This window comes from Eudoraea sp. (genome assembly GCF_049665975.1).
In the GTDB taxonomy this organism is placed as follows: domain Bacteria; phylum Bacteroidota; class Bacteroidia; order Flavobacteriales; family Flavobacteriaceae; genus Eudoraea.
In genome coordinates this window covers 1-19024 of the sequence record NZ_JBATGR010000004.1, presented here as the reverse complement: position 1 = coordinate 19024, position 19024 = coordinate 1, and the positions used below count along the sequence as shown (strand labels likewise).

Here is a 19024-nt window from a genome sequence, read left to right as displayed (position 1 = left end):
TTTACCCCTGTCTTCCGTATTATAATGTCTTCTGTACTTGGATGTTCATTACCACTGAATATAACAGCCACATTAAACCCTTTTTGCTTTAAGCTTTCAATGGTTAACAATGAATGGTTAATGCTTCCCAAATAATGCCTCGAAACTACTATTACCAGATAATTTGCCTTAATGATATCTAAAATGGTATCTCTTTCATTTAAAGGCACCAGTAAACCACCTGCTCCTTCAATTACAAGATCATTTGTAGTTTGTGGTTCTATAATTTGGTTTGTATCAATTGTGAGATTATCTATTTCTGCAGATGCATGAGGGCTCATAGGAGTTTTTAATTCGTAGCTACTTTTATGAATCCTGGTTTTTTCATTGGATATCAGTTCTGCAACTTTATGACTATCTGTATTCGTCAAATCTCCCGCTTGTACAGGCTTCCAATAATCGGCATTTAGAGACTCGGTTATAATTGCCGCAGCTATGGTTTTCCCAACATCTGTAGATATTCCGGTAATAAAAATTCGTTTCATTATGTGCTATAGTTGGGTAATCATATTACACTTTAGACATTTGTATTTCTTCTTTTCTAAAAATGGGAATAATTTATTGATTATGCCCTTTCTACTATAGTATACTTCAGATCTTTGTGCCTTACAATTTGGGCAGGTAATTAAATTTCCTTTGCTGTCCAAAGCATAGCTTCTTATCTCATTATATATATCCAAAGCCCTATTTTTATCTACTGAGTAAACCTGTAACTTAACCCCTCCGATTGCCTGACTTATCAAAGGATCTGTATTTATAGTGTTTTCGTCCTTTAAAAATACCTGAATGCCTTCAGATTCAAGCTTCCCTTTTATAATTTGTACATCAGCAGAATACTCAAATGCACCCAACGTATAAAATTCCTGATTCATATCTTTTTAATTGCTAGTTCTAAGTGTTGTAACATAGTGAAAATATCCTCTTTTGAATTAAAGCTGTGTAAACAAAAACGTAAACGTTCCTCACCTTTGGGTACCGAAGGAGATAGAATAGGCCTAACGTCAAATGAATTTTTTTGAATTATTTGCGCTATTTGCTTTACCTTATTATTGCCTTTAATAATGCAGGAGTGAATTGCTGAAGAACTGGGGATGAAAAAGGATGAAATACCCAAACGCTCCTTCTCCTGATTAAACATTGCAATATTTTCATGAAGCAATTCTCTCTCTCTAAGTCCTTCAGGGTTTGTCATATACTGATATGCCGCTATAATAGTTGCTAAGGCGTGGGGCGGCAGCCCGGTAGTGTAGATAAAGCTTCTTGCAAAGTTTATCAAATATTTATTTAGGTCTGCAGTTCCTAAAATAGCTGCCCCATGGCATCCCAGAGCCTTACTAAAAGTGATAATCCTGGCAAAAATATTTTCCTGCAGTTTCAATTCCTGAATCCTTCCACAGCCATTTGAACCAAATAAACCAATAGCATGTGCTTCATCAACAATCAAGTTACATTTAAATTTCTCACATAACAAGGACAAGGCCTTCAGGTCTGGCGAATCTCCATCCATTGAAAAAACAGATTCAGTAACTATATAAATTTCCCTGTCGTTATTTGTGTTTTTACCTTTCTCCCGAAGGATATGTGATAATAAGTCTTTAAGATCGTTATGTCTATACTTATAGCTGCGGGCATTACTCATTTTAATACCATCTCTAATACTGGCATGAATAAACTCGTCGTATAATATTATATCATCTCTTTGAGGAACTGAAGAAAACAGACCAATATTTGCATCATAACCGGAATTAAAAATCAAGGCCGAATCTGCATTATGCAGTTCCCTAAGAAGTTTTTCCACTTCATTAAATAAAATACCGTTTCCCGTTAGCAGCCTTGAACCTGTGGCACCATTCTTAACTATCTCCTTTTCATAAAGAATACTAGTTGCTTTTTTAAAAACAATTTGGTTATTTGCAATTCCCAGATAGTCATTAGATGAAAAATCAATTCCCCGAATATCTTTAGGTAATGTTCTAAGGGTATTTCCCTCTTCCCTTTCTACTAGTCTTGTATGTAATTTTTTAGGTAATAGACCCATGTCACAAATGTAATATATCCTATTTTTAAATAGTATATTGAATCATAGAAACTCCAAACAATGACAATTCAAATTGGTCGGGCGCAAAGCAGATTGGAATTAGAACAAATACTTTCTTTGCAGAAAAATAATAGTCCAAACGCATTATCTGTGAAAGAAATGGAGCAGGAAGGTTTTGTAACGGTAACTCATACCCTGGACTTATTAGATGATATGAATAAGGTATGCCAGCATATTATTGCCAAGGAAAATGATAAAATTATTGGATATGCCTTGTGTATGCATCCTAAATTTAGCAATGAAATAGATGTCCTAAAACCTATGTTTAAAGAAATTAATTCTGTATTACCCCCTGGTGAAAAATACATGATAATGGGCCAGGTTTGTATTGATAAAGGATATCGAAAAATGGGCGTTTTTCAAAACCTTTACAAGAAAATGAAAGCGGTCATCAAGACAAATTACAATTGCATTATTACTGAAGTAGATGCATTAAATAAACGTTCACTTAACGCACACTTTGCGGTTGGTTTCATTGAACTTAAGACTTATAACTCCAATGGAAGGACCTGGCATTTATTAGTCCTGAAATAAAAAAGCCATACAAATTGTATGGCTTTTTTTATGTTTTTGGAATACTTTAATCTGCAAGAACTATTAATTTATTATCATTTAATTCAATTGTTCCACTATTAATCTGTAGTATGGTTTTTCCATTTGAATCTTTGGTAAACCTATCTTTATATTCCTCTTCAATCTGAATATCTCCTTGTATCTTAACCTCACCTTCCTGAAGTATTGAAACTATCGGAGCATGATTTGTAAGCATCTGAAATTCCCCATTTGCTCCAGGTACGGTTACGGAGATAACTTCTCCTGTAAATAATACAGCTTCAGGGGATACAATTTCTAAGTACATAATTTAAACATTCTTATTAGACTTCAGCTAACATTTTTTCTCCAGCTTCAATCGCTTCTTCAATAGTCCCTTTAAGGTTAAATGCAGCTTCTGGCAAATGATCTAATTCCCCATCCATGATCATATTAAAGCCTTTTATAGTCTCCTTAATATCAACCAAAACACCGGGTATACCTGTAAACTGCTCAGCTACATGAAAGGGTTGTGATAAAAATCGTTGCACTCGTCTGGCCCTTCCAACAGCTGATTTATCTTCCTCGGAGAGTTCATCCATTCCAAGAATAGCTATAATATCCTGCAATTCCTTATAATGTTGTAATAGTTCTTTTACCCTTTGAGCACAGCCATAATGGTCTTTACCCAATACCTCAGGAGTAAGAATTCTGGATGTAGAATCCAGAGGATCAACAGCCGGATAAATACCTAGTTCCGCGATTTTCCTGGACAACACAGTAGTTGCATCCAAGTGGGCAAATGTAGTAGCAGGCGCAGGGTCTGTTAAGTCATCGGCTGGCACATAAACCGCTTGTACTGATGTAATGGAACCTCTTTTTGTTGATGTAATTCGTTCTTGCATTGTTCCCATTTCTGTGGCCAAAGTAGGCTGGTAACCTACCGCTGAAGGCATCCTTCCTAAAAGTGCAGACACTTCAGAACCTGCTTGAGTAAAACGGAAAATATTGTCAACAAAAAATAGTACATCCTTGCCTTGGCCTTCTCCTGCACCATCCCTAAAATATTCTGCTATTGTTAGTCCTGAAAGTGCAACTCTTGCACGGGCTCCTGGAGGTTCATTCATTTGTCCAAAAACAAATGTCGCTTTAGATTCTTTCATGACTTTCTTATCAACCTTAGATAAATCCCATCCGCCTTCTTCCATGGAGTGTAAAAATTCATCCCCATATTTTATAATTCCGGATTCAAGCATCTCACGCAATAAGTCATTTCCTTCTCTTGTACGCTCGCCAACTCCGGCGAAAACTGAAAGTCCACCATGCCCCTTGGCTATATTATTAATCAACTCCTGAATCAACACTGTTTTGCCAACACCGGCACCACCAAATAATCCGATTTTACCTCCTTTAGCATAGGGTTCAATAAGATCTATGACCTTTATTCCCGTAAAAAGAACTTCGGTAGAAGTAGTTAGATCTTCAAATTTTGGAGCTTCCCTATGAATTGGAAGTCCATTCTTTCCTGACTTCGGTAAATTTCCAAGGCCATCAATCGCATCTCCAATAACATTAAACAGGCGTCCATAAATATTTTCACCAACCGGCATTTGAATTGCGTTACCTGTAGATAATACTTCAGTACCTCTGCTCAAACCATCAGTAGAGTCCATAGATATAGACCTAATTGTATTTTCACCTGTATGTGATTGAACTTCTAATACCAAGAGAGAACCATCCTTCCTGGTAATTTCCAGGGAATCATAAATTCTTGGCAGTTCTGCGCCAGATGGAAATTCTACGTCAATAACCGGTCCAATGATCTGGGATACCTTACCTGTAACTTTAGCCATTATGCAAGTATTTATATTTAAAATTATAGCAATTTAAAAACGTCCTAAGATTGCGTATAAATTGATTGTATTTTCAGGCTGCAAAGATATGTTTTTCTATTTTAAATGGAAATTGTTTTGCCTTATTTTCTGGGCATTAAAAAAGCGCCTCTAATAAGGCGCTTTTATATAGTATTTTTATCGTTTACTGAAAGGTAGGTGAATAATTTGTAGGATAGTTGCCAATATCTACAAGATTCCCCGAAGCTTCAAAATTAGAACCATAGGTGGCGTCTATTGCTTTCATAAATTCGTTAGCTATTAAAGCATAGCCTCTGGATGTAGGATGCACTCCATCCAATGAAAAAGCTCCTCCTGTTACCAAATTTGAGGTTAAAGTAAAATTACCACTCGTAATACCGCCATTTGCCAATTGGCTCAGTAAGGTATTTGCATCAACAAAAGCAAGACCTGCAGCATTTGCTGTACTGGATATAGTGGCATTAAAAGCCGTGGTTGCCACTGCGATTTCCATTTGTTCACTGGGAACAAGTACCCATTTATCTTCCAAAGGTATAGCAACACCATTTACGGTTAGCGGGTTATTTGGGTCTGCCAGAGTACCAATAAAATTCGCGGCCGGCAAAACGATCAAATCTTCTGCCGTAGCCTGTCTAATTCTGGGCAACCCGTCAAATGCCGGATTAATAGCTCCCAAATCTGTTAAGCTTTCATCTTCGATAACCACCGCATTGGTTTCGCCTTCCTCAAAACTAATAATTCTTGCAGCTGCCTCTTCCGGCGTAAAGAGTCCCGTTACTTCTAAAGCTGCCAATGCTGCCTGAATGCCCCCGTTATAGGGTGCATAAGCCTGATTTACCGCAGCTGCTGTCGCAGCATCTAAAGGTACGGGGTTATAAGGTACAGTAGTAAAATACGGTATGCTGGTCACGTCAGCAATATTAGCCACTACACCTCCTGAGCCAGAAGCTGTAAGCGTAGCTATCAAAGCTCCGTATGTTTGATCAAAACCTACTCCTGGAGGCCCGGAAACGGGCGTTATGGGATTGGTCCCATCTCCTCCGGAGAGTGCATATCCCAGAACATCATTATTTCCTATCCACAATAAAAAGAAAGATGGACTCTGGGCTACTGCCAATTCCAAAACACTGGCATCGGGGGTTGACCCTGTCATCCTAACAAAATAAGGATTGGCCAGTCCCAGTTGAAGATTCCCTAAATTACCATAGCCTGGTGCCAGTAGATGAAAACTTTTTGCCCCGGGTACTCCCAAATTGCCAAACGGGCCAGTAGGATTATTAAGGGCGATATCTGTGGTAACCGTTACAGGCCCTATCAAAGATTCTAAGGGAACCGGCCCGGCGCCCCCAAAAACAAGTCTGGGATCAAAACCTGGAAGCCGATTACCTGCTAAGGCCAATCCGCCAAAATTGTCATTGGTCAATGGTTGTGTAAAACTACCACCACCAACAAGTTCAAATTTTTGTGATAAAATGTTAGGGAATGAAGAAGACTGACTTGCGCTAAACAGAGCACCATCAGCAAATCCTGCCGTCAAGGAATTTCCCAAAGCAACAAAATTAGAAAAATCGGCAGATCCCGGAGTTGCTGGCGGTAACTCCTCTTCCACCTCTGTCATTTCAAAATCTTCTATATCATTGCAAGCCCAAAACCCTATAAGGCAAGCCAATAACCAGATATATTTTATTTTCATATTCATCATATTATAATGTGTTAATTGACCAAGATACATAGTAAATGGAGCCTATAAACCCAGTCCCGAAAGCAGTGAAGTATTCTGTTCCAAGAATATTGCTGCCTCCTATCTTAAACGTTGATTTTATGCTGGGAACTCTATAATTAAACTGGGCATCAAGTGTATGGTACTCCGGAACAACCCCGTTTCCAAAAGTAGCTTCCCAGAAATAATCATCACTGAATCTGTAGGCAATATTAAATCCGAAATTATCAAAAAGTTCAGTATTGCCAAAGGATGCTTTGAATTTATGTTCCGGGGTGTTGAAATTAGACATAAAATCAGGATTGGCCTCCTGATCAAAATCCTGCTTTGTAAAAGTATAGCTGCCACCCAGATCAAAATTTCCCAATATTCTTAAAGTTAGTCCCAAGGAAGCCCCATAAGAGCTAATATCTACATCAGAATTTGTATATGTGCTCCAGGTTTGTATGTCCCCATTGGCTATGGCCGCAACCGAAAGAGATCCGTCACCAACAGTTCCGTAATAAGGGGCAATAACCACCTCCTGGGAAATGAAATCTTTATACTTGTTATAATAGGTGTTAAAATCTAAAGTTAATATGTCAATTTTACCTCTATATCCAATCTCAAATGAAGTTACCTGTTCTGGCTTTACAAGACCGGGATTAGCTATGATTAAATCAGCAGGATTTCTTGTTTGCGAAAAAGCCATAACCGAACTTGCGGAATAGGAGTTGTTATAAGCAACTGATCCTGTCTGAGTTATAGTAGCCGGTTGGCCTAAATCCTGTCCTCCACCACTAACATCGAAGTCTCTGGAATATCTGTCAAGATTTTCCGAGGCAGAACCTATTAAAATGGCTCTCCCTGCGTCCAGGCCTATGAACAAATCCTGAGTCGTAGGGTTCCTAAAACCTGTTTGTACTGAGGCTCTTATATTATGCTCACTATTGATCGTAAGTCCCGCGGATATTCTTGGTGAAAAGAAACCGTCAAAAAACTCTGATTTATCGTATCGAATAGATCCTGTGAGTTTGAGATTCATACTTTGATTTAATTCTAAATCCTTCTGGATTTGCGTATAGATACCATATTCGGAATAGTCAATTGGACCATCAAAATCTGTGTAAATTGTTCCAAATGAATTTAAACTGTACTGTCTAAAAGAACCTCCAACCTGGATATTTGCCCAGTCAGTTAAATGACTAAAATTATAATTTCCATCGGCATGATAGTATTTGGAAGCATCCTTAAATTGGGACCCTGAGGCAAGATCAGGATCCTTAATCACACTATTAAAAGCATTCTGAAATTCTGGTGTTCCAGGAAGAAAGCGGCCAGATTCTGCTTGTGCGCGTGCTGCAGCATGTGCCTGGGCATCTGTGGCGCCGCCTAAAGTTGCCTGTACATAAGTTCCTGCATATTCACCAAACCATGTATTGTCATCTTTCCATCTTCTATTAATGTTTATGCCTGTAAATACCATATCATAGGAATCCCCGGCTTTGTCTGCCACTAAATAGCCCCTCAGGAAAAAATTATCGTTTCTAACTTCGAGCTTGTGCTGTTGCTTAAAAAACCCATTAATATTGTATCTGTTGGTGCCTTGGTAAATAGTTGATCCTGTACCAACTTTACCCACATAGGAAATTTCGAGACTTTTGCCTATTGTAGGTCTGTAATACAATCCCCAATCTGCTTTTATACTTTCTGCATTATAATTGGTGAGATCTTTTTCATTGTATCCGGTTCTACTTACTTCCACTGCCGGAACCAGGGCATTGGCTCCTTCCGGGAGAACTCCTAGGCCTTCAAGGGTTACAGCCACACTTTTGATATTTGTCGAAACCTCGTCACCATATACATTAATACCATCATAATTCAGGTCTGCCCTGGTAAGGGTAGGATCAAACTTATCTACCTCGCTTGTAGCGGCCCAATCTGTTCCTTTCAGGTAGCCAAAGTTTACCTTACCAGCGAATTTATCAGAAAACTTATATGCTGCCCTAATTCCAAAATCTGTATAGCTATTATCCCCGGCCGCTACTTGTGATGTAATTCCCTGCTTCATAGAAACACTGATTCCCTGATAGTCAAAGGGGCTTTTACTACGCATAAAAAGAATCCCATTAAAAGCATTTGCACCGTATAATGCTGAAGACGCTCCCGGTAACAATTCAATACTTAGTACATCAGGTTCAATTAAACCAACCAAGTTGCCGATTGGAAAGTTTAACGCGGGAGTAGAATTATCCATCCCATCTACCAACTGCATAAATCGGGTATTAGCAAAGGTTGCAAATCCACGGGTATTCACGGATTTAAAGGTTAAACTGTTAGTGTTTATATCAACCCCTTTTAAATTTTCTAACCCACCATAAAAATCTGCTGCAGTCGTATTCTTTATTGCCTCAAGGCCTAATCGTTCAACGGTAACAGGAGATTCAAAAATCCGTTCCGGTGTTCGGGAAGCTGAGATTACCACTTCGTCTAAAAACGTTTGTTTCTCAATGAGGATAACAGAAATGGTTTGATTGTTCGCTGTAACATCAGCGGTTGCTTCAGAATATCCAATACTGGTTATCTTTAATTGAAAGGGAGGTACTTCAGAAGTTTCAAGAACAAAATTACCATCAAAATCGGCGGTTGTTCCTATCGTTTTCCCAACTATAACAACGTTAGCTCCCGGAACAGGTTGCCCATTTTCATCCGCTACATTTCCATTCACGGTTGTCTGCGAATAAGCTCCTATACCAAACATCAGGAGGGCAAAAATAAAGATTCTTCTCATGTTAATTTTGAGTTAAATTAGTATGTAGCCAAGATACAGAAATTTTTAAATTGTGAATGTATAAAGTGAAAAAACTATGGTTAAATGTTAATAATTTCGCAATTTAAGTCCCTATTAACTAGTAAATTCATAATTTAAATAAAAAAGACGACCATTAAAATGGTCGCCTTATCCTATTTTTATACTTACAATCTGTTAATCTACTATTCCACCGTAACCGATTTAGCTAAATTCCTAGGTTGATCTACATTACATCCTCTCATTATAGCAATATGATAAGATAATAATTGTAGTGGTATGGTAGTTAAAAGCGGGGTAAGACATTCGATAGTTTCAGGCACCTCTATCACGTGGTCTGCCAATTCTTTTACCTGATCATCACCCTCCGTAACAATGGCTATAATTTTTCCTTTTCGGGATTTTATTTCCTGAATATTACTTACTACTTTCTCATAATGACCTTTATTGGTAGCAATAACAATAACAGGCATATGTTCATCAATAAGTGCAATAGGGCCGTGTTTCATCTCCGCAGCGGGATATCCCTCAGCATGTATATAACTTATTTCTTTAAGTTTAAGTGCTCCTTCCAGTGCTACAGGAAAGTTATAACCCCTTCCCAGATATAAACAGTTTTCTGAATCTTTATATTCATTTGCAATTATTTCAATCAAAGGATTAGATTGAAGCGCTTTTTCTACTTTACTTGGTATATTCTCTAACTCAGTTAGGTATTCATGAAACTTAGATTCAGAAAATTTACCTTTTTCTTTTGCCAGTTTTAGCGCAATAAGTGTCAAAACTGTTATCTGAGTTGTAAATGCTTTAGTGGAAGCCACACCAATTTCCGGCCCCGCATGTGTATACGCCCCCGCATGAGTCTCGCGTGCTATTGAAGAACCTACTACATTACATACTCCAAATACGTATGCTCCTTTCTCTTTGGCCAGCTTAATAGCCGCTAATGTATCGGCAGTTTCACCGGATTGCGAAATGGCAATAACCACATCTTTTTCTGTAATTACCGGGTTTCTATATCTAAACTCTGATGCGTATTCAACCTCTACGGGTATTCTTGCCAAATCTTCAAAAATATACTCTGCAACTAATCCGGCATGCCAGGATGTTCCACATGCTACAATAATGATCCTGTTTGCGTTGAGAAACTTTTCCAGGTTCTCATCAATCCCTGACATTTTAATTATACCCTGATCAGCTAGTAACCTTCCTCTGTAAGTATCTTTTATAGCACTTGGCTGTTCATAAATTTCCTTTAACATAAAATGATCATACAACCCCTTTTCAATTTCTTCAAGGTTAAATTGAAGCTCCTGCACCAATGGGTATGCTATTGCATCATCCTTTATTTTTCGCAGTTTAATTTCTTTGCCAAGACGCACAATGGCCATTTCCTGGTCTTCCAGATAAACTGTCTTATTAGTAAATTCTATAAAAGGTGATGCATCAGAAGCTATGAAAAACTCATTTTCTCCAATGCCTATTGCCAATGGACTCCCTAATTTGGCGACTACAATTTCATCCGGCTTTTGAACATCAAATACAGCAATTGCGTAAGCTCCCACAACCTGGTTTAGTGCAATCTGAACGGCCTTGCCTAATAAAACCTTTTCCTTTTTCTTTACTTCTTCAATAAGGTTAATCAATACTTCCGTATCGGTGTCAGATTCGAAGGTATAACCCCTTTTAGTTAGTTCTTGTTTTATGGATTCATAATTCTCTATAATCCCATTATGAATAATTATAAGATTTCCTGAATTTGAATAGTGCGGATGTGAATTCACATCGTTTGGAACCCCGTGGGTTGCCCATCTTGTATGTCCAATACCAACATTTCCATTTAAAGGAATATTTGTCTCTGATCGTTCTTGAAGATCTTTGACTTTGCCTTTGGTTTTGGCCAAATTAATTCTATTCCCGTCATACAAGGCAATTCCTGCACTATCATACCCCCGGTATTCAAGACGTTGCAGGCCCTTCATGATTATGGGATAAGCATCCCTAAATCCAATATATCCGACGATTCCACACATATTTGTTTAATTAAAAGATTAGAAGATGAGCAAATTTACAAGAAGAAAAGTAAACTCTCCTGTAAATTCGGTTATATAACGATAAAATACTGTAAGTGGTGTTCTATGATTATTTTAATTTGGCTCCGTATAGAATATCTCTAACTTTAGCTTCATGTCCTCTTCTTCAACAGGAACATTGTTGCCAAAAAGAACGGTACTTAAAGGCGTAATTGTTGCAGCAACCGGTAAATCTTCTTCAGTCAAATCAAGGACAGCATTTTTAGAAGCAATAGTTGCCAAATCTGCAGTTACTGAGAGGCCCAGAGTGATATTTGTAGAATCTCTAATTAAAATATCATTTATATAATTAGTGATTTTCAATTTATATTTTACCCCCTTGTTGTTCTCCTTTTCCAATGACCCTCCATAATTTATATTAATTCTATTTCTGATATCAGGATCGCTAATCACACTAAGATCGTATATAGGACGGTTTGTCTCTGAATTAAAAAGGTATAATGCCGGAGGTTCATCAATAACGCCGGCCATATCTAACATTTCTCTGTCTACATAAAAGATGAGGTTAGCTTCATTAACAATCCAATTCTTTGCTTTGATCTCGTTTAGAATATTCTCTGCGTTATTCTCCTCAAATAATTGGATCTCCGTATAAGATCCTGAACCTCCTTTAAGATATATTCTATCTGCATTTTCATTTGTATCCAGATCATTTGTAATCTCAGATGGAAAAGGCTCATTTGTTAAAGTGTTGACTGCATTGCCATTAACTGTTCCTAAGTTTAAATCACTGGTAATTAATGTTAATTGGTATTCTGATTCTTCCTTAATAATTTCTTCATCTTCCAACTGATCATACTCGTAGGTAATAGTAATAGTAGCATCAGTGATATCAAGAACAAGCAGAATATCATCGGTGATAGCAGAAACAGATAAATGAAGTCCTCTGATAAAGTCACTGAAATTTGCCTGACTTAATAATTCTGACTGGCCTTCCTTATCCAAAATATTTTGTTGAAAAAAGTCAGGGTCCAATGCCACCTGAATACCAGGTTGGATGCGTACAGGTTCATTTAATGATTCATCTGCTTCCGTATCAGGGTCATCTTCCGGAAAAATCAAAGTTTCTTCATCTGATATTGTTACCTCACCATCAAAGAGTACTTCAGAAACAAAATCGGGGGAAAACTCCTGAGTTGAATAGTATTCCTGTGATTCCAGAAAACCTGTATCCGGATCCAAATCTCTTAAAAAATATGTAGATCTTTCTACTTTGAAATTAAATGGAACTTCCCGGTTACCATAAATACTGTCAAGGTCAACTTTTCGCGGATACCTATTTACAGAAATTTCGGTGTCATCACCATCTTTTATTCCGTCATTATCTGTATCGTCACTTAGAGGATTTGTTCCTATTGATCTTTCTTCAGAATCAGTAAGGCCATCTCCATCACTGTCGCTATTCGGATCGTCCGGGTCTGCATCAAAAGCATCTGGTACACCATCCAAATCCCTGTCTCCATTCGGGTTTTGAAGGTAAGGAATATAAAGAATTACTTCTTTAACAGTTTCATTCTCCTCAATTGCCGTCTCGTCCGGATCAGTAAGGGAATTATCTTCTCTTTCCTGGCTTGAAAGTCCAAATACCGGATTCCCAGAACCTCCTTGCAATCTTAGTTGAGAAGTTATACTAGCCTCAGTGCTGCCATAGAGCGGGTCATTATATTTTCCAATTTGGTATATTGGAAGTTTGTTAGTCTCAACAGCATTGATTTTTTTGTTAAATACAAAAACGTCATATGTCGCTTTGTTTGTTATAAACGGATCGTCTCCAATAACGCCATCTCCAATTGTAGTAAGGTCTTCATCGCACGATACAATACTGAACATGAGTACCAAAACTGCAAGAGCAGAGAATACAAATTTTAAAAAAATCTTCATGAGGCCTATTTTAAAACTTCAGTGCTATAAAAGTTTGCATATGCTTCTTCAAATTCCTGTAAAGGAACATATGGCAACATAGGTTTTTGGAGGTTGGTAATGTATTGACTTAAATCTTCTGAAATTTCTTCGGCAGCTAAAATAATGGCATCAGAAAAATCTACAGCAACTTTTAACAAATTATTATAGGTGGGAGACTCTAGATGGGAGATACTATCTTCAGTAATTCCATCAAATAATATTTTTTTCTTCATATTACTATCCAGATTTCCATCAAAACCTTTACTATAAACTGAGGTGACAATTTTACTATCTACAAATAGTGGTTCATCTGCGTAATAGGTTCTTAGATATAATGGTAAAAGTGAAGCCATCCATCCATGAACATGGATAATATCTGGAGACCAATTCAATTTTTTTACTGTTTCAACTACGCCCTTTGCAAAGAAAATGGCCCTTTCATCATTATCAGGGAAAAGTTCTCCATTCTCATCAGTAAAAGTGGCTTTGCGTTTAAAATACTCCTCATTATCTATAAAATATACCTGTATACGCTCACGGTGTATTGAAGCAACTTTAATGATAAGCGGCATGTCCATATCATTTATGACAAGGTTCATTCCAGATAGCCTGATTACCTCATGCAACTGATGCCGCCGCTCATTGATATTGCCATACCTTGGCATAAATATTCGTATTTGGCCCTTTTTACTATTGACCATTCTTGGCGTTTCGTAAGACATTAAGGAAACTTCATTCTCTGGTAAATAGGGCACTAATTCAGAAGATACAAACAATATCTTTTTACCATTCATAAAACAATGTATTTTGTTTATCGGAAAAACATAGCTGCAAAATTACAAAAATAATGTAGAATAGCAGTAATTATAGTAAGTTTGCTGGCTTTTATAATTGATTATGTTATTATTCAGTAGCAAAAAGGAACTAATAGCTCATTTGGCCACATTAAAAAATACTTCAACAGCTGTTGGTTTAGTTCCTACTATGGGGGCATTACATAAAGGGCATCTTTCTTTAGTTAAAAAAGCTATCTCTGAAACAAAGACTGTTGTAGTCAGTATTTTTGTAAATCCTACCCAATTTGACAATAAAGATGATTTAAAAAAATATCCCGACACGCTAGATGCAGATCTTGAATATCTAAAAAAAGTTTCAGATGAACTCATTGTTTTTACCCCTTCGGTAACAGAATTGTATTCCAACAACATCAGTTCAAAAGAATACGATTTTGATGGTTTAGACGAGACAATGGAAGGGGAATTCAGATCGAATCATTTTTTGGGTGTGGCAACAGTAGTAGAAAAGCTTTTTTCTATTGTTAAGCCAAATAAAGCCTATTTCGGCGAGAAGGATTTTCAGCAATTATTAATTATTAAAAAATTAATTAAAAAAACCAATATGCCAATTGAAATTATTGGCTGTCCAATTGTCAGAGAACCCCACGGACTTGCAATGAGTTCCAGGAACGAAAGACTGCCAAAAGGCATAAGGGTCAAAGCCTCTTGTATTTATGAAACACTTTTGGCTGCCAAAAAACTATTTGGCACGAAAAGTGCTACAAACGTAATGAATTGGGTTAAAAATAAATTTGATAAACAGCCTGAATTTGAGTTAGAATATATAAAAATTGCTGATCAGGATACTTTAGGTCCTGTAAAAAGAAAACAAAAAAACAAAAAATATAGGGCCTTTATCGCAGTTTATGTCAACGGGGTGCGGCTCATAGATAATATAGCCCTTAATTAATTAACTTTGTACCATGCAAATAGAAGTTGTCAAATCTAAAATACATCGGGTTCGCGTTACCGGAGCTGACCTTAACTATATAGGTAGTATTACAATAGATGAAGATCTTATGGATGCTGCTAATATTATTCAAGGTGAAAAAGTTCAGATTGTCAATAATAATAATGGTGAACGATTGGAGACCTACGTTATTCCCGGACCAAGGGGTACTGGTGAACTAACCCTAAATGGTGCAGCAGCCAGAAAAGTTGCAGTCGGAGATATTCTGATTTTGATTACATATGCCAGAATGGATATTGAAGAAGCCAAAAATTTTAATCCGGCTTTAGTGTTCCCTGATGAAAAAACTAATCTATTAAAATAGTCTTGACTAAAGAACTGAAAAAGATCTTAAAAATCATACTCCCAATTGCTTTGGGAGTTTTTTTAGTCTGGTATTCATATAGAATTACTTCTGAAGAAGACAGGATACAAATAATCAGGTACATAAAAGAGGCAGACCTGTTTTGGGTAGGACTCTCTGTATTTATAGGAATTTTGAGCCATATTTCCAGAGCAATCCGATGGAATTATCTTTTAGAACCCATGGGGTATACCCCAAAAGTGTCTAACAATATTTTCATTATCCTGATGGCTTACTTTGCTAATTTAGGCATTCCAAGGTCTGGAGAAGTATTAAGAGCAACAGCACTTGCAACCTACGAGGAAGTTCCTTTCCAAAAAGGCTTTGGTACAATTGTTACCGAACGGGTAGTAGATTTGTTAATGTTGCTTTTAATAATTCTAATGGCTCTTTTTTCGCAGACCGACATAATACTTGCCTTCTTAAACGAAAAGGGTGTGGGCTTTACAGCTACCCTGGTTTTTCTTTGTGTAGGCTTTATAGGACTATTGTTTGTCATGGCCTTTTTAAGACGTTCAAATTCAAGATTTGCCATTAAACTCAGGGACTTCATCAAAGGTTTATTAGATGGTGTTTTAAGTATTTTTAAGATGAAAAAGAAATGGGCATTTGTCCTGCACACTATTTTTATTTGGGGTGCTTATGTTCTTATGTTTTGGGTCATAAAATTTACAGTTCCAGAAACTATTGATCTCTCATTTGGGCAATTACTGGTGGCCTTCGTAGGCGGCGCCTTTGCCATGTCTACTACAAATGGGGGCATAGGCCTTTACCCAATAGCAGTAAGTAAATCCCTTGCCATTTTTGGTATTTCAGCTGTTTCCGGTAATGCGTTTGGTTGGATTATGTGGATAGCACAAACTTTTATGGTCGTGCTTTTTGGTGCAATATCTTTCCTGCTCTTACCGTTATTGAACAGGAATAAATAGCATAAAGCTGTTTACAAATACCTTGGCATGACACGTAATTTTTTTCTATTTGCTACAATACTCTTCTGTGCAGGTTTAGAAGCACAAATAACACAAGAGATTTTTGAATCCTTTAAACTGCAGGAGAGGAGGGATGTAAAATATTATATCCCTGAAGATTATAGCCCTGAGAAAAAATATCCTTTAGTTGTTGTTCTAGATGGAGAATACCTTTTTGATCAGGTGGTTGCGAATTCCAAATTTTACAGCTCCTTTCAGGGTACTCCAGAGACCATAATAGTTGGTGTTTTGCAGAACGAAAATGATTTGAGATGGGAAGACTGTGCCTTTGAAGAAGACACGGGACTTCCTGCAGAAAAAGGTAAATTATTTTTTGAATTTCTTGGAATGGAACTCATACCCTATCTCAAGACCACATACAATACGGCTCCTTTCAGCATGTTTGTTGGCTATGATATTACCGCAAACTTTGGGAATTATTATTTATTCAAAGAAAAATCCCTATTTAATGCATTCATTAGTATATCTCCTTATCTGGCGCCGGAAATGGAGAACAGAGTACCTGCCAGACTTAGTGAAATTAATCAACAAATTTTTTATCATTTAATTGTTGGTGGAGAACAGAATGATAGCAGAAATGCGATATTGCAAATGGACAAGGCATTGAAAAGCATAGATAAAGAAGGTTTCAATTATCACTTTGATGAATATCCCACGGCTAACGAGGTTTCTGTGGCAACCTATGGAATTGGGAAAGCCTGGGGAAGCATGTTTGAAATTTTCAAACCCATTACCCCAAAAGAATACAAAGAAAATATTCTTACATCAGAAGAACCTGTTTATAAATATTTGGAAGATAAATACAATTCTATTGAAGAATTATTTGGGTTTAGGAAAGAAGTTGAATTAAATGATATAATGGCCATATATGCGGCGAGCAGGAAAAAAGATGATTTTGAGTCTTTAAAACCCCTTGCGGAATTGTGCAAAGAAGAATTTCCGAATACAATGCTTGGATTCTACTTTGAAGGAGAATATTATGAAGAACTGGGAGAGGGCAAAAAAGCACTCAGGACTTTTGAGAAAGCCTTCGCGATGGAAGAGATCGATTTTCTGACAAAGGAAATGGCTTTAGAAAAAATGGACGCCTTAAAAGCAGACTTTGGCTTTTAGAACAAGTTGCTTCAATCTTTTTTACTTTGATATGGATTGATATTTAAAGTAGCAACATTCTTTTGATTTCTATAGTAACCACAATATCTTTAGCCAAAACCAGCTTAGGGTCAAATGGCTAAAACAAAAACAGCTTTTTTTTGTCAGAATTGCGGTACACAATATGCCAAATGGGTAGGACAATGTAGTGCCTGCAAAGAGTGGAATACCATTGTTGAAGAAATAATCCAAAAAGAAAAGGATATTCCTTGGCGAAATGTCAAGGATACTAAGTCCATTACATCGAAGCCTGTTTTGGTTGGACAGATCAATGCTTCCAGGGAATTCAGACTCGATATTTCTGACAAAGAATTTAATCGGGTATTGGGTGGAGGTTTAGTCCCTGGGTCACTGGTTCTACTCGGTGGAGAACCTGGTATTGGTAAAAGTACATTACTGCTGCAAATTGCTCTAAGGCTTAGCTTGAAGACCTTATACGTTTCGGGCGAAGAAAGTCTGAAACAAATTAAAATGAGAGCAGAGAGGATTCAACCAAATAATCAGACCTGCTACATACTTACCGAAACCAAGACCCAAAATATTTTTAAACAGATAAATGATATTGCACCCGATATAGTCGTCATTGATTCAATTCAAACCCTCCATTCTGAGTATATAGAATCTTCTGCGGGGAGTATATCTCAGATTCGTGAATGTGCTGCTGAACTTATAAGATTTGCTAAAGAAACGAATACACCTGTTATTTTAATTGGTCATATTACAAAAGATGGAAATATTGCCGGGCCAAAGATTTTAGAGCATATGGTAGATACCGTTTTGCAATTTGAGGGTGACCGAAATTATGTTTACAGAATTTTACGAGCGCTGAAGAATCGATTTGGGTCAACAGCAGAGTTGGGCATCTATGAAATGCAAGGCGATGGGCTTAGGGAGGTAAATAATCCTTCGGAGGTATTACTTTCAAAAAGTGATTCAGGACTTAGTGGTACGGCTATTGCTTCCACAGTTGAAGGCATGCGGCCTTTGATGATAGAAATTCAGGCTTTAGTGAGTTCAGCAGTCTACGGTACTCCACAACGTTCTACTACAGGATATAATGCCAAACGACTGAATATGTTACTCGCTGTTTTGGAAAAAAGAGCTGGCTTTAAACTTGGAGCAAAAGATGTGTTTTTAAACATTACCGGGGGAATAACTGTAGACGATCCCGCCATTGATCTCGCGGTAATAGCTGCTATTTTGTCAAGCAATGCAGATATCCCAATAGAGAAAAATGTATGTTTCGCCGCAGAAATTGGTCTTGCCGGTGAAATAAGGCCTGTGCAAAGAGTTGAACAGCGAATTCTAGAAGCCGACAAACTTGGATTTTCAACAATTTTTGTTTCAAAGAACAATAAAATTGCACTTAAGAATACAAAAATAAATATTGAATTGGTCTCCAAAATTGAAGATGTAGTTAACAAACTCTTTATTTAAAGAACACTATAAATATCTTATCCAGAGCAAAGTCTTTTTCAACCCATAAAAGATGATATACTCACTTATTAAATAAAATTAAGGCGCAGGATCGGGTATATTATTATAAATTGTTTCAATACCCATTATAAGCTCATCCGAAAGATCAACTTCAATACTGGATATGTTTTCCTTCAACTGTTTCATCGATGTTGCACCAATAATATTACTGGTTACAAATGGTCTTGAATTCACATATGCAAGTGCCATTTT

17 protein-coding genes are annotated in these 19024 nt (G+C 37.2%); 6 read left to right on the top strand and 11 right to left on the bottom strand.

Translation table 11 applies throughout. The features are described from left to right. The 3 genes from bioD to WBN20_RS00230 all read right to left on the bottom strand — a co-directional run. Positions 1-524, bottom strand: a 524-nt coding sequence (gene bioD, locus WBN20_RS00240; protein ID WP_424280284.1) for a dethiobiotin synthase, incomplete at its 3' end; no start/stop codon positions are given. A gap of 6 nt (positions 525-530) precedes the next feature. Beyond that, positions 531-911, bottom strand: coding sequence for a DUF2007 domain-containing protein (locus tag WBN20_RS00235; RefSeq protein ID WP_424272536.1), 381 nt, complete (start codon positions 909-911; stop codon positions 531-533). Beyond that, the gene (locus tag WBN20_RS00230) at positions 908-2077 is read right to left on the bottom strand and encodes an aminotransferase class I/II-fold pyridoxal phosphate-dependent enzyme (protein ID WP_424280283.1); all 1170 of its coding nucleotides are present in this window, start codon (positions 2075-2077) and stop codon (positions 908-910) included. Before WBN20_RS00230 ends, WBN20_RS00235 begins: the two co-directional genes overlap by 4 nt. A 60-nt stretch (positions 2078-2137) precedes the next feature. Between WBN20_RS00230 and WBN20_RS00225 the strand changes: the two genes are divergently transcribed. Then, positions 2138-2671 (top strand): GNAT family N-acetyltransferase, encoded by a 534-nt coding sequence (locus WBN20_RS00225; RefSeq protein ID WP_424280282.1) that lies wholly within the window; start codon positions 2138-2140, stop codon positions 2669-2671. 46 nt (positions 2672-2717) lie between these two features. On the opposite strand, the gene WBN20_RS00220 is transcribed toward WBN20_RS00225, so the two are convergent. From WBN20_RS00220 to WBN20_RS00190, 7 genes are all read right to left on the bottom strand, one after another. Next, a complete protein-coding gene (locus tag WBN20_RS00220) occupies positions 2718-2996 on the bottom strand; it encodes a F0F1 ATP synthase subunit epsilon (protein WP_424273419.1) in 279 nt (92 codons plus the stop codon). 16 nt (positions 2997-3012) lie between these two features. Next, the gene (gene atpD / locus WBN20_RS00215; protein WP_424280281.1) at positions 3013-4521 is read right to left on the bottom strand and encodes a F0F1 ATP synthase subunit beta; all 1509 of its coding nucleotides are present in this window, start codon (positions 4519-4521) and stop codon (positions 3013-3015) included. A gap of 184 nt (positions 4522-4705) precedes the next feature. After that, entirely contained in the window at positions 4706-6235 is a 1530-nt protein-coding gene (locus WBN20_RS00210) for a G-D-S-L family lipolytic protein (RefSeq protein WP_424280280.1), read from the bottom strand. A gap of 10 nt (positions 6236-6245) precedes the next feature. Then, positions 6246-9032, bottom strand: a complete 2787-nt coding sequence (locus WBN20_RS00205) for a TonB-dependent receptor domain-containing protein (RefSeq protein ID WP_424280279.1) — start codon at positions 9030-9032, stop codon at positions 6246-6248. A 203-nt stretch (positions 9033-9235) separates the two neighbouring features. Next, complete coding sequence (gene glmS / locus WBN20_RS00200; RefSeq protein WP_424274393.1) at positions 9236-11083, bottom strand: glutamine--fructose-6-phosphate transaminase (isomerizing); 1848 nt, start codon at positions 11081-11083, stop codon at positions 9236-9238. 114 nt (positions 11084-11197) lie between these two features. Then, positions 11198-13024 carry a DUF4270 family protein gene (locus tag WBN20_RS00195; RefSeq protein WP_424274394.1) on the bottom strand — a complete coding sequence of 609 codons (1827 nt, stop codon included), beginning with the start codon at positions 13022-13024 and terminating at the stop codon, positions 11198-11200. A gap of 5 nt (positions 13025-13029) precedes the next feature. Further along, entirely contained in the window at positions 13030-13839 is an 810-nt protein-coding gene (locus tag WBN20_RS00190) for a glycogen/starch synthase (RefSeq protein ID WP_424280278.1), read from the bottom strand. Between the two features lie 103 nt (positions 13840-13942). On the opposite strand from WBN20_RS00190, the gene panC reads away from it, so the two are divergent. The 5 genes from panC to radA all read left to right on the top strand — a co-directional run bounded on the left by panC (position 13943) and on the right by radA (position 18772). Further along, positions 13943-14791 (top strand): pantoate--beta-alanine ligase, encoded by an 849-nt coding sequence (panC, locus tag WBN20_RS00185; RefSeq protein WP_424272719.1) that lies wholly within the window; start codon positions 13943-13945, stop codon positions 14789-14791. A 13-nt stretch (positions 14792-14804) separates the two neighbouring features. Then, positions 14805-15155 carry an aspartate 1-decarboxylase gene (panD, locus tag WBN20_RS00180; RefSeq protein ID WP_424272718.1) on the top strand — a complete coding sequence of 117 codons (351 nt, stop codon included), beginning with the start codon at positions 14805-14807 and terminating at the stop codon, positions 15153-15155. A gap of 2 nt (positions 15156-15157) precedes the next feature. Continuing rightward, a complete protein-coding gene (locus WBN20_RS00175) occupies positions 15158-16123 on the top strand; it encodes a lysylphosphatidylglycerol synthase transmembrane domain-containing protein (RefSeq protein ID WP_424272717.1) in 966 nt (321 codons plus the stop codon). Positions 16124-16150: 27 nt separating this feature from the next. After that, positions 16151-17296 carry an alpha/beta hydrolase gene (locus WBN20_RS00170; RefSeq protein ID WP_424280277.1) on the top strand — a complete coding sequence of 382 codons (1146 nt, stop codon included), beginning with the start codon at positions 16151-16153 and terminating at the stop codon, positions 17294-17296. Between the two features lie 114 nt (positions 17297-17410). Next, positions 17411-18772 (top strand): DNA repair protein RadA, encoded by a 1362-nt coding sequence (radA, locus tag WBN20_RS00165; protein WP_424280276.1) that lies wholly within the window; start codon positions 17411-17413, stop codon positions 18770-18772. A 78-nt stretch (positions 18773-18850) separates the two neighbouring features. Here the strand turns inward: radA and WBN20_RS00160 are convergent. Next, the coding region (locus WBN20_RS00160; RefSeq protein WP_424280285.1) for an aldo/keto reductase at positions 18851-19024 on the bottom strand (174 nt) is incomplete at its 5' end.

Coding starts and splice junctions, on each gene's coding strand:
- WBN20_RS00235 (WP_424272536.1), bottom strand. CDS start 911: ATGAATCAGGAATTTTATACGTTGGGTGCATTTGAGTATTCTGCTGAT.
- WBN20_RS00230 (WP_424280283.1), bottom strand. CDS start 2,077: ATGGGTCTATTACCTAAAAAATTACATACAAGACTAGTAGAAAGGGAA.
- WBN20_RS00225 (WP_424280282.1), top strand. CDS start 2,138: ATGACAATTCAAATTGGTCGGGCGCAAAGCAGATTGGAATTAGAACAA.
- WBN20_RS00220 (WP_424273419.1), bottom strand. CDS start 2,996: ATGTACTTAGAAATTGTATCCCCTGAAGCTGTATTATTTACAGGAGAA.
- atpD (WP_424280281.1), bottom strand. CDS start 4,521: ATGGCTAAAGTTACAGGTAAGGTATCCCAGATCATTGGACCGGTTATT.
- WBN20_RS00210 (WP_424280280.1), bottom strand. CDS start 6,235: ATGAAAATAAAATATATCTGGTTATTGGCTTGCCTTATAGGGTTTTGG.
- WBN20_RS00205 (WP_424280279.1), bottom strand. CDS start 9,032: ATGAGAAGAATCTTTATTTTTGCCCTCCTGATGTTTGGTATAGGAGCT.
- glmS (WP_424274393.1), bottom strand. CDS start 11,083: ATGTGTGGAATCGTCGGATATATTGGATTTAGGGATGCTTATCCCATA.
- WBN20_RS00195 (WP_424274394.1), bottom strand. CDS start 13,024: ATGAAGATTTTTTTAAAATTTGTATTCTCTGCTCTTGCAGTTTTGGTA.
- WBN20_RS00190 (WP_424280278.1), bottom strand. CDS start 13,839: ATGAATGGTAAAAAGATATTGTTTGTATCTTCTGAATTAGTGCCCTAT.
- panC (WP_424272719.1), top strand. CDS start 13,943: ATGTTATTATTCAGTAGCAAAAAGGAACTAATAGCTCATTTGGCCACA.
- panD (WP_424272718.1), top strand. CDS start 14,805: ATGCAAATAGAAGTTGTCAAATCTAAAATACATCGGGTTCGCGTTACC.
- WBN20_RS00170 (WP_424280277.1), top strand. CDS start 16,151: ATGACACGTAATTTTTTTCTATTTGCTACAATACTCTTCTGTGCAGGT.
- radA (WP_424280276.1), top strand. CDS start 17,411: ATGGCTAAAACAAAAACAGCTTTTTTTTGTCAGAATTGCGGTACACAA.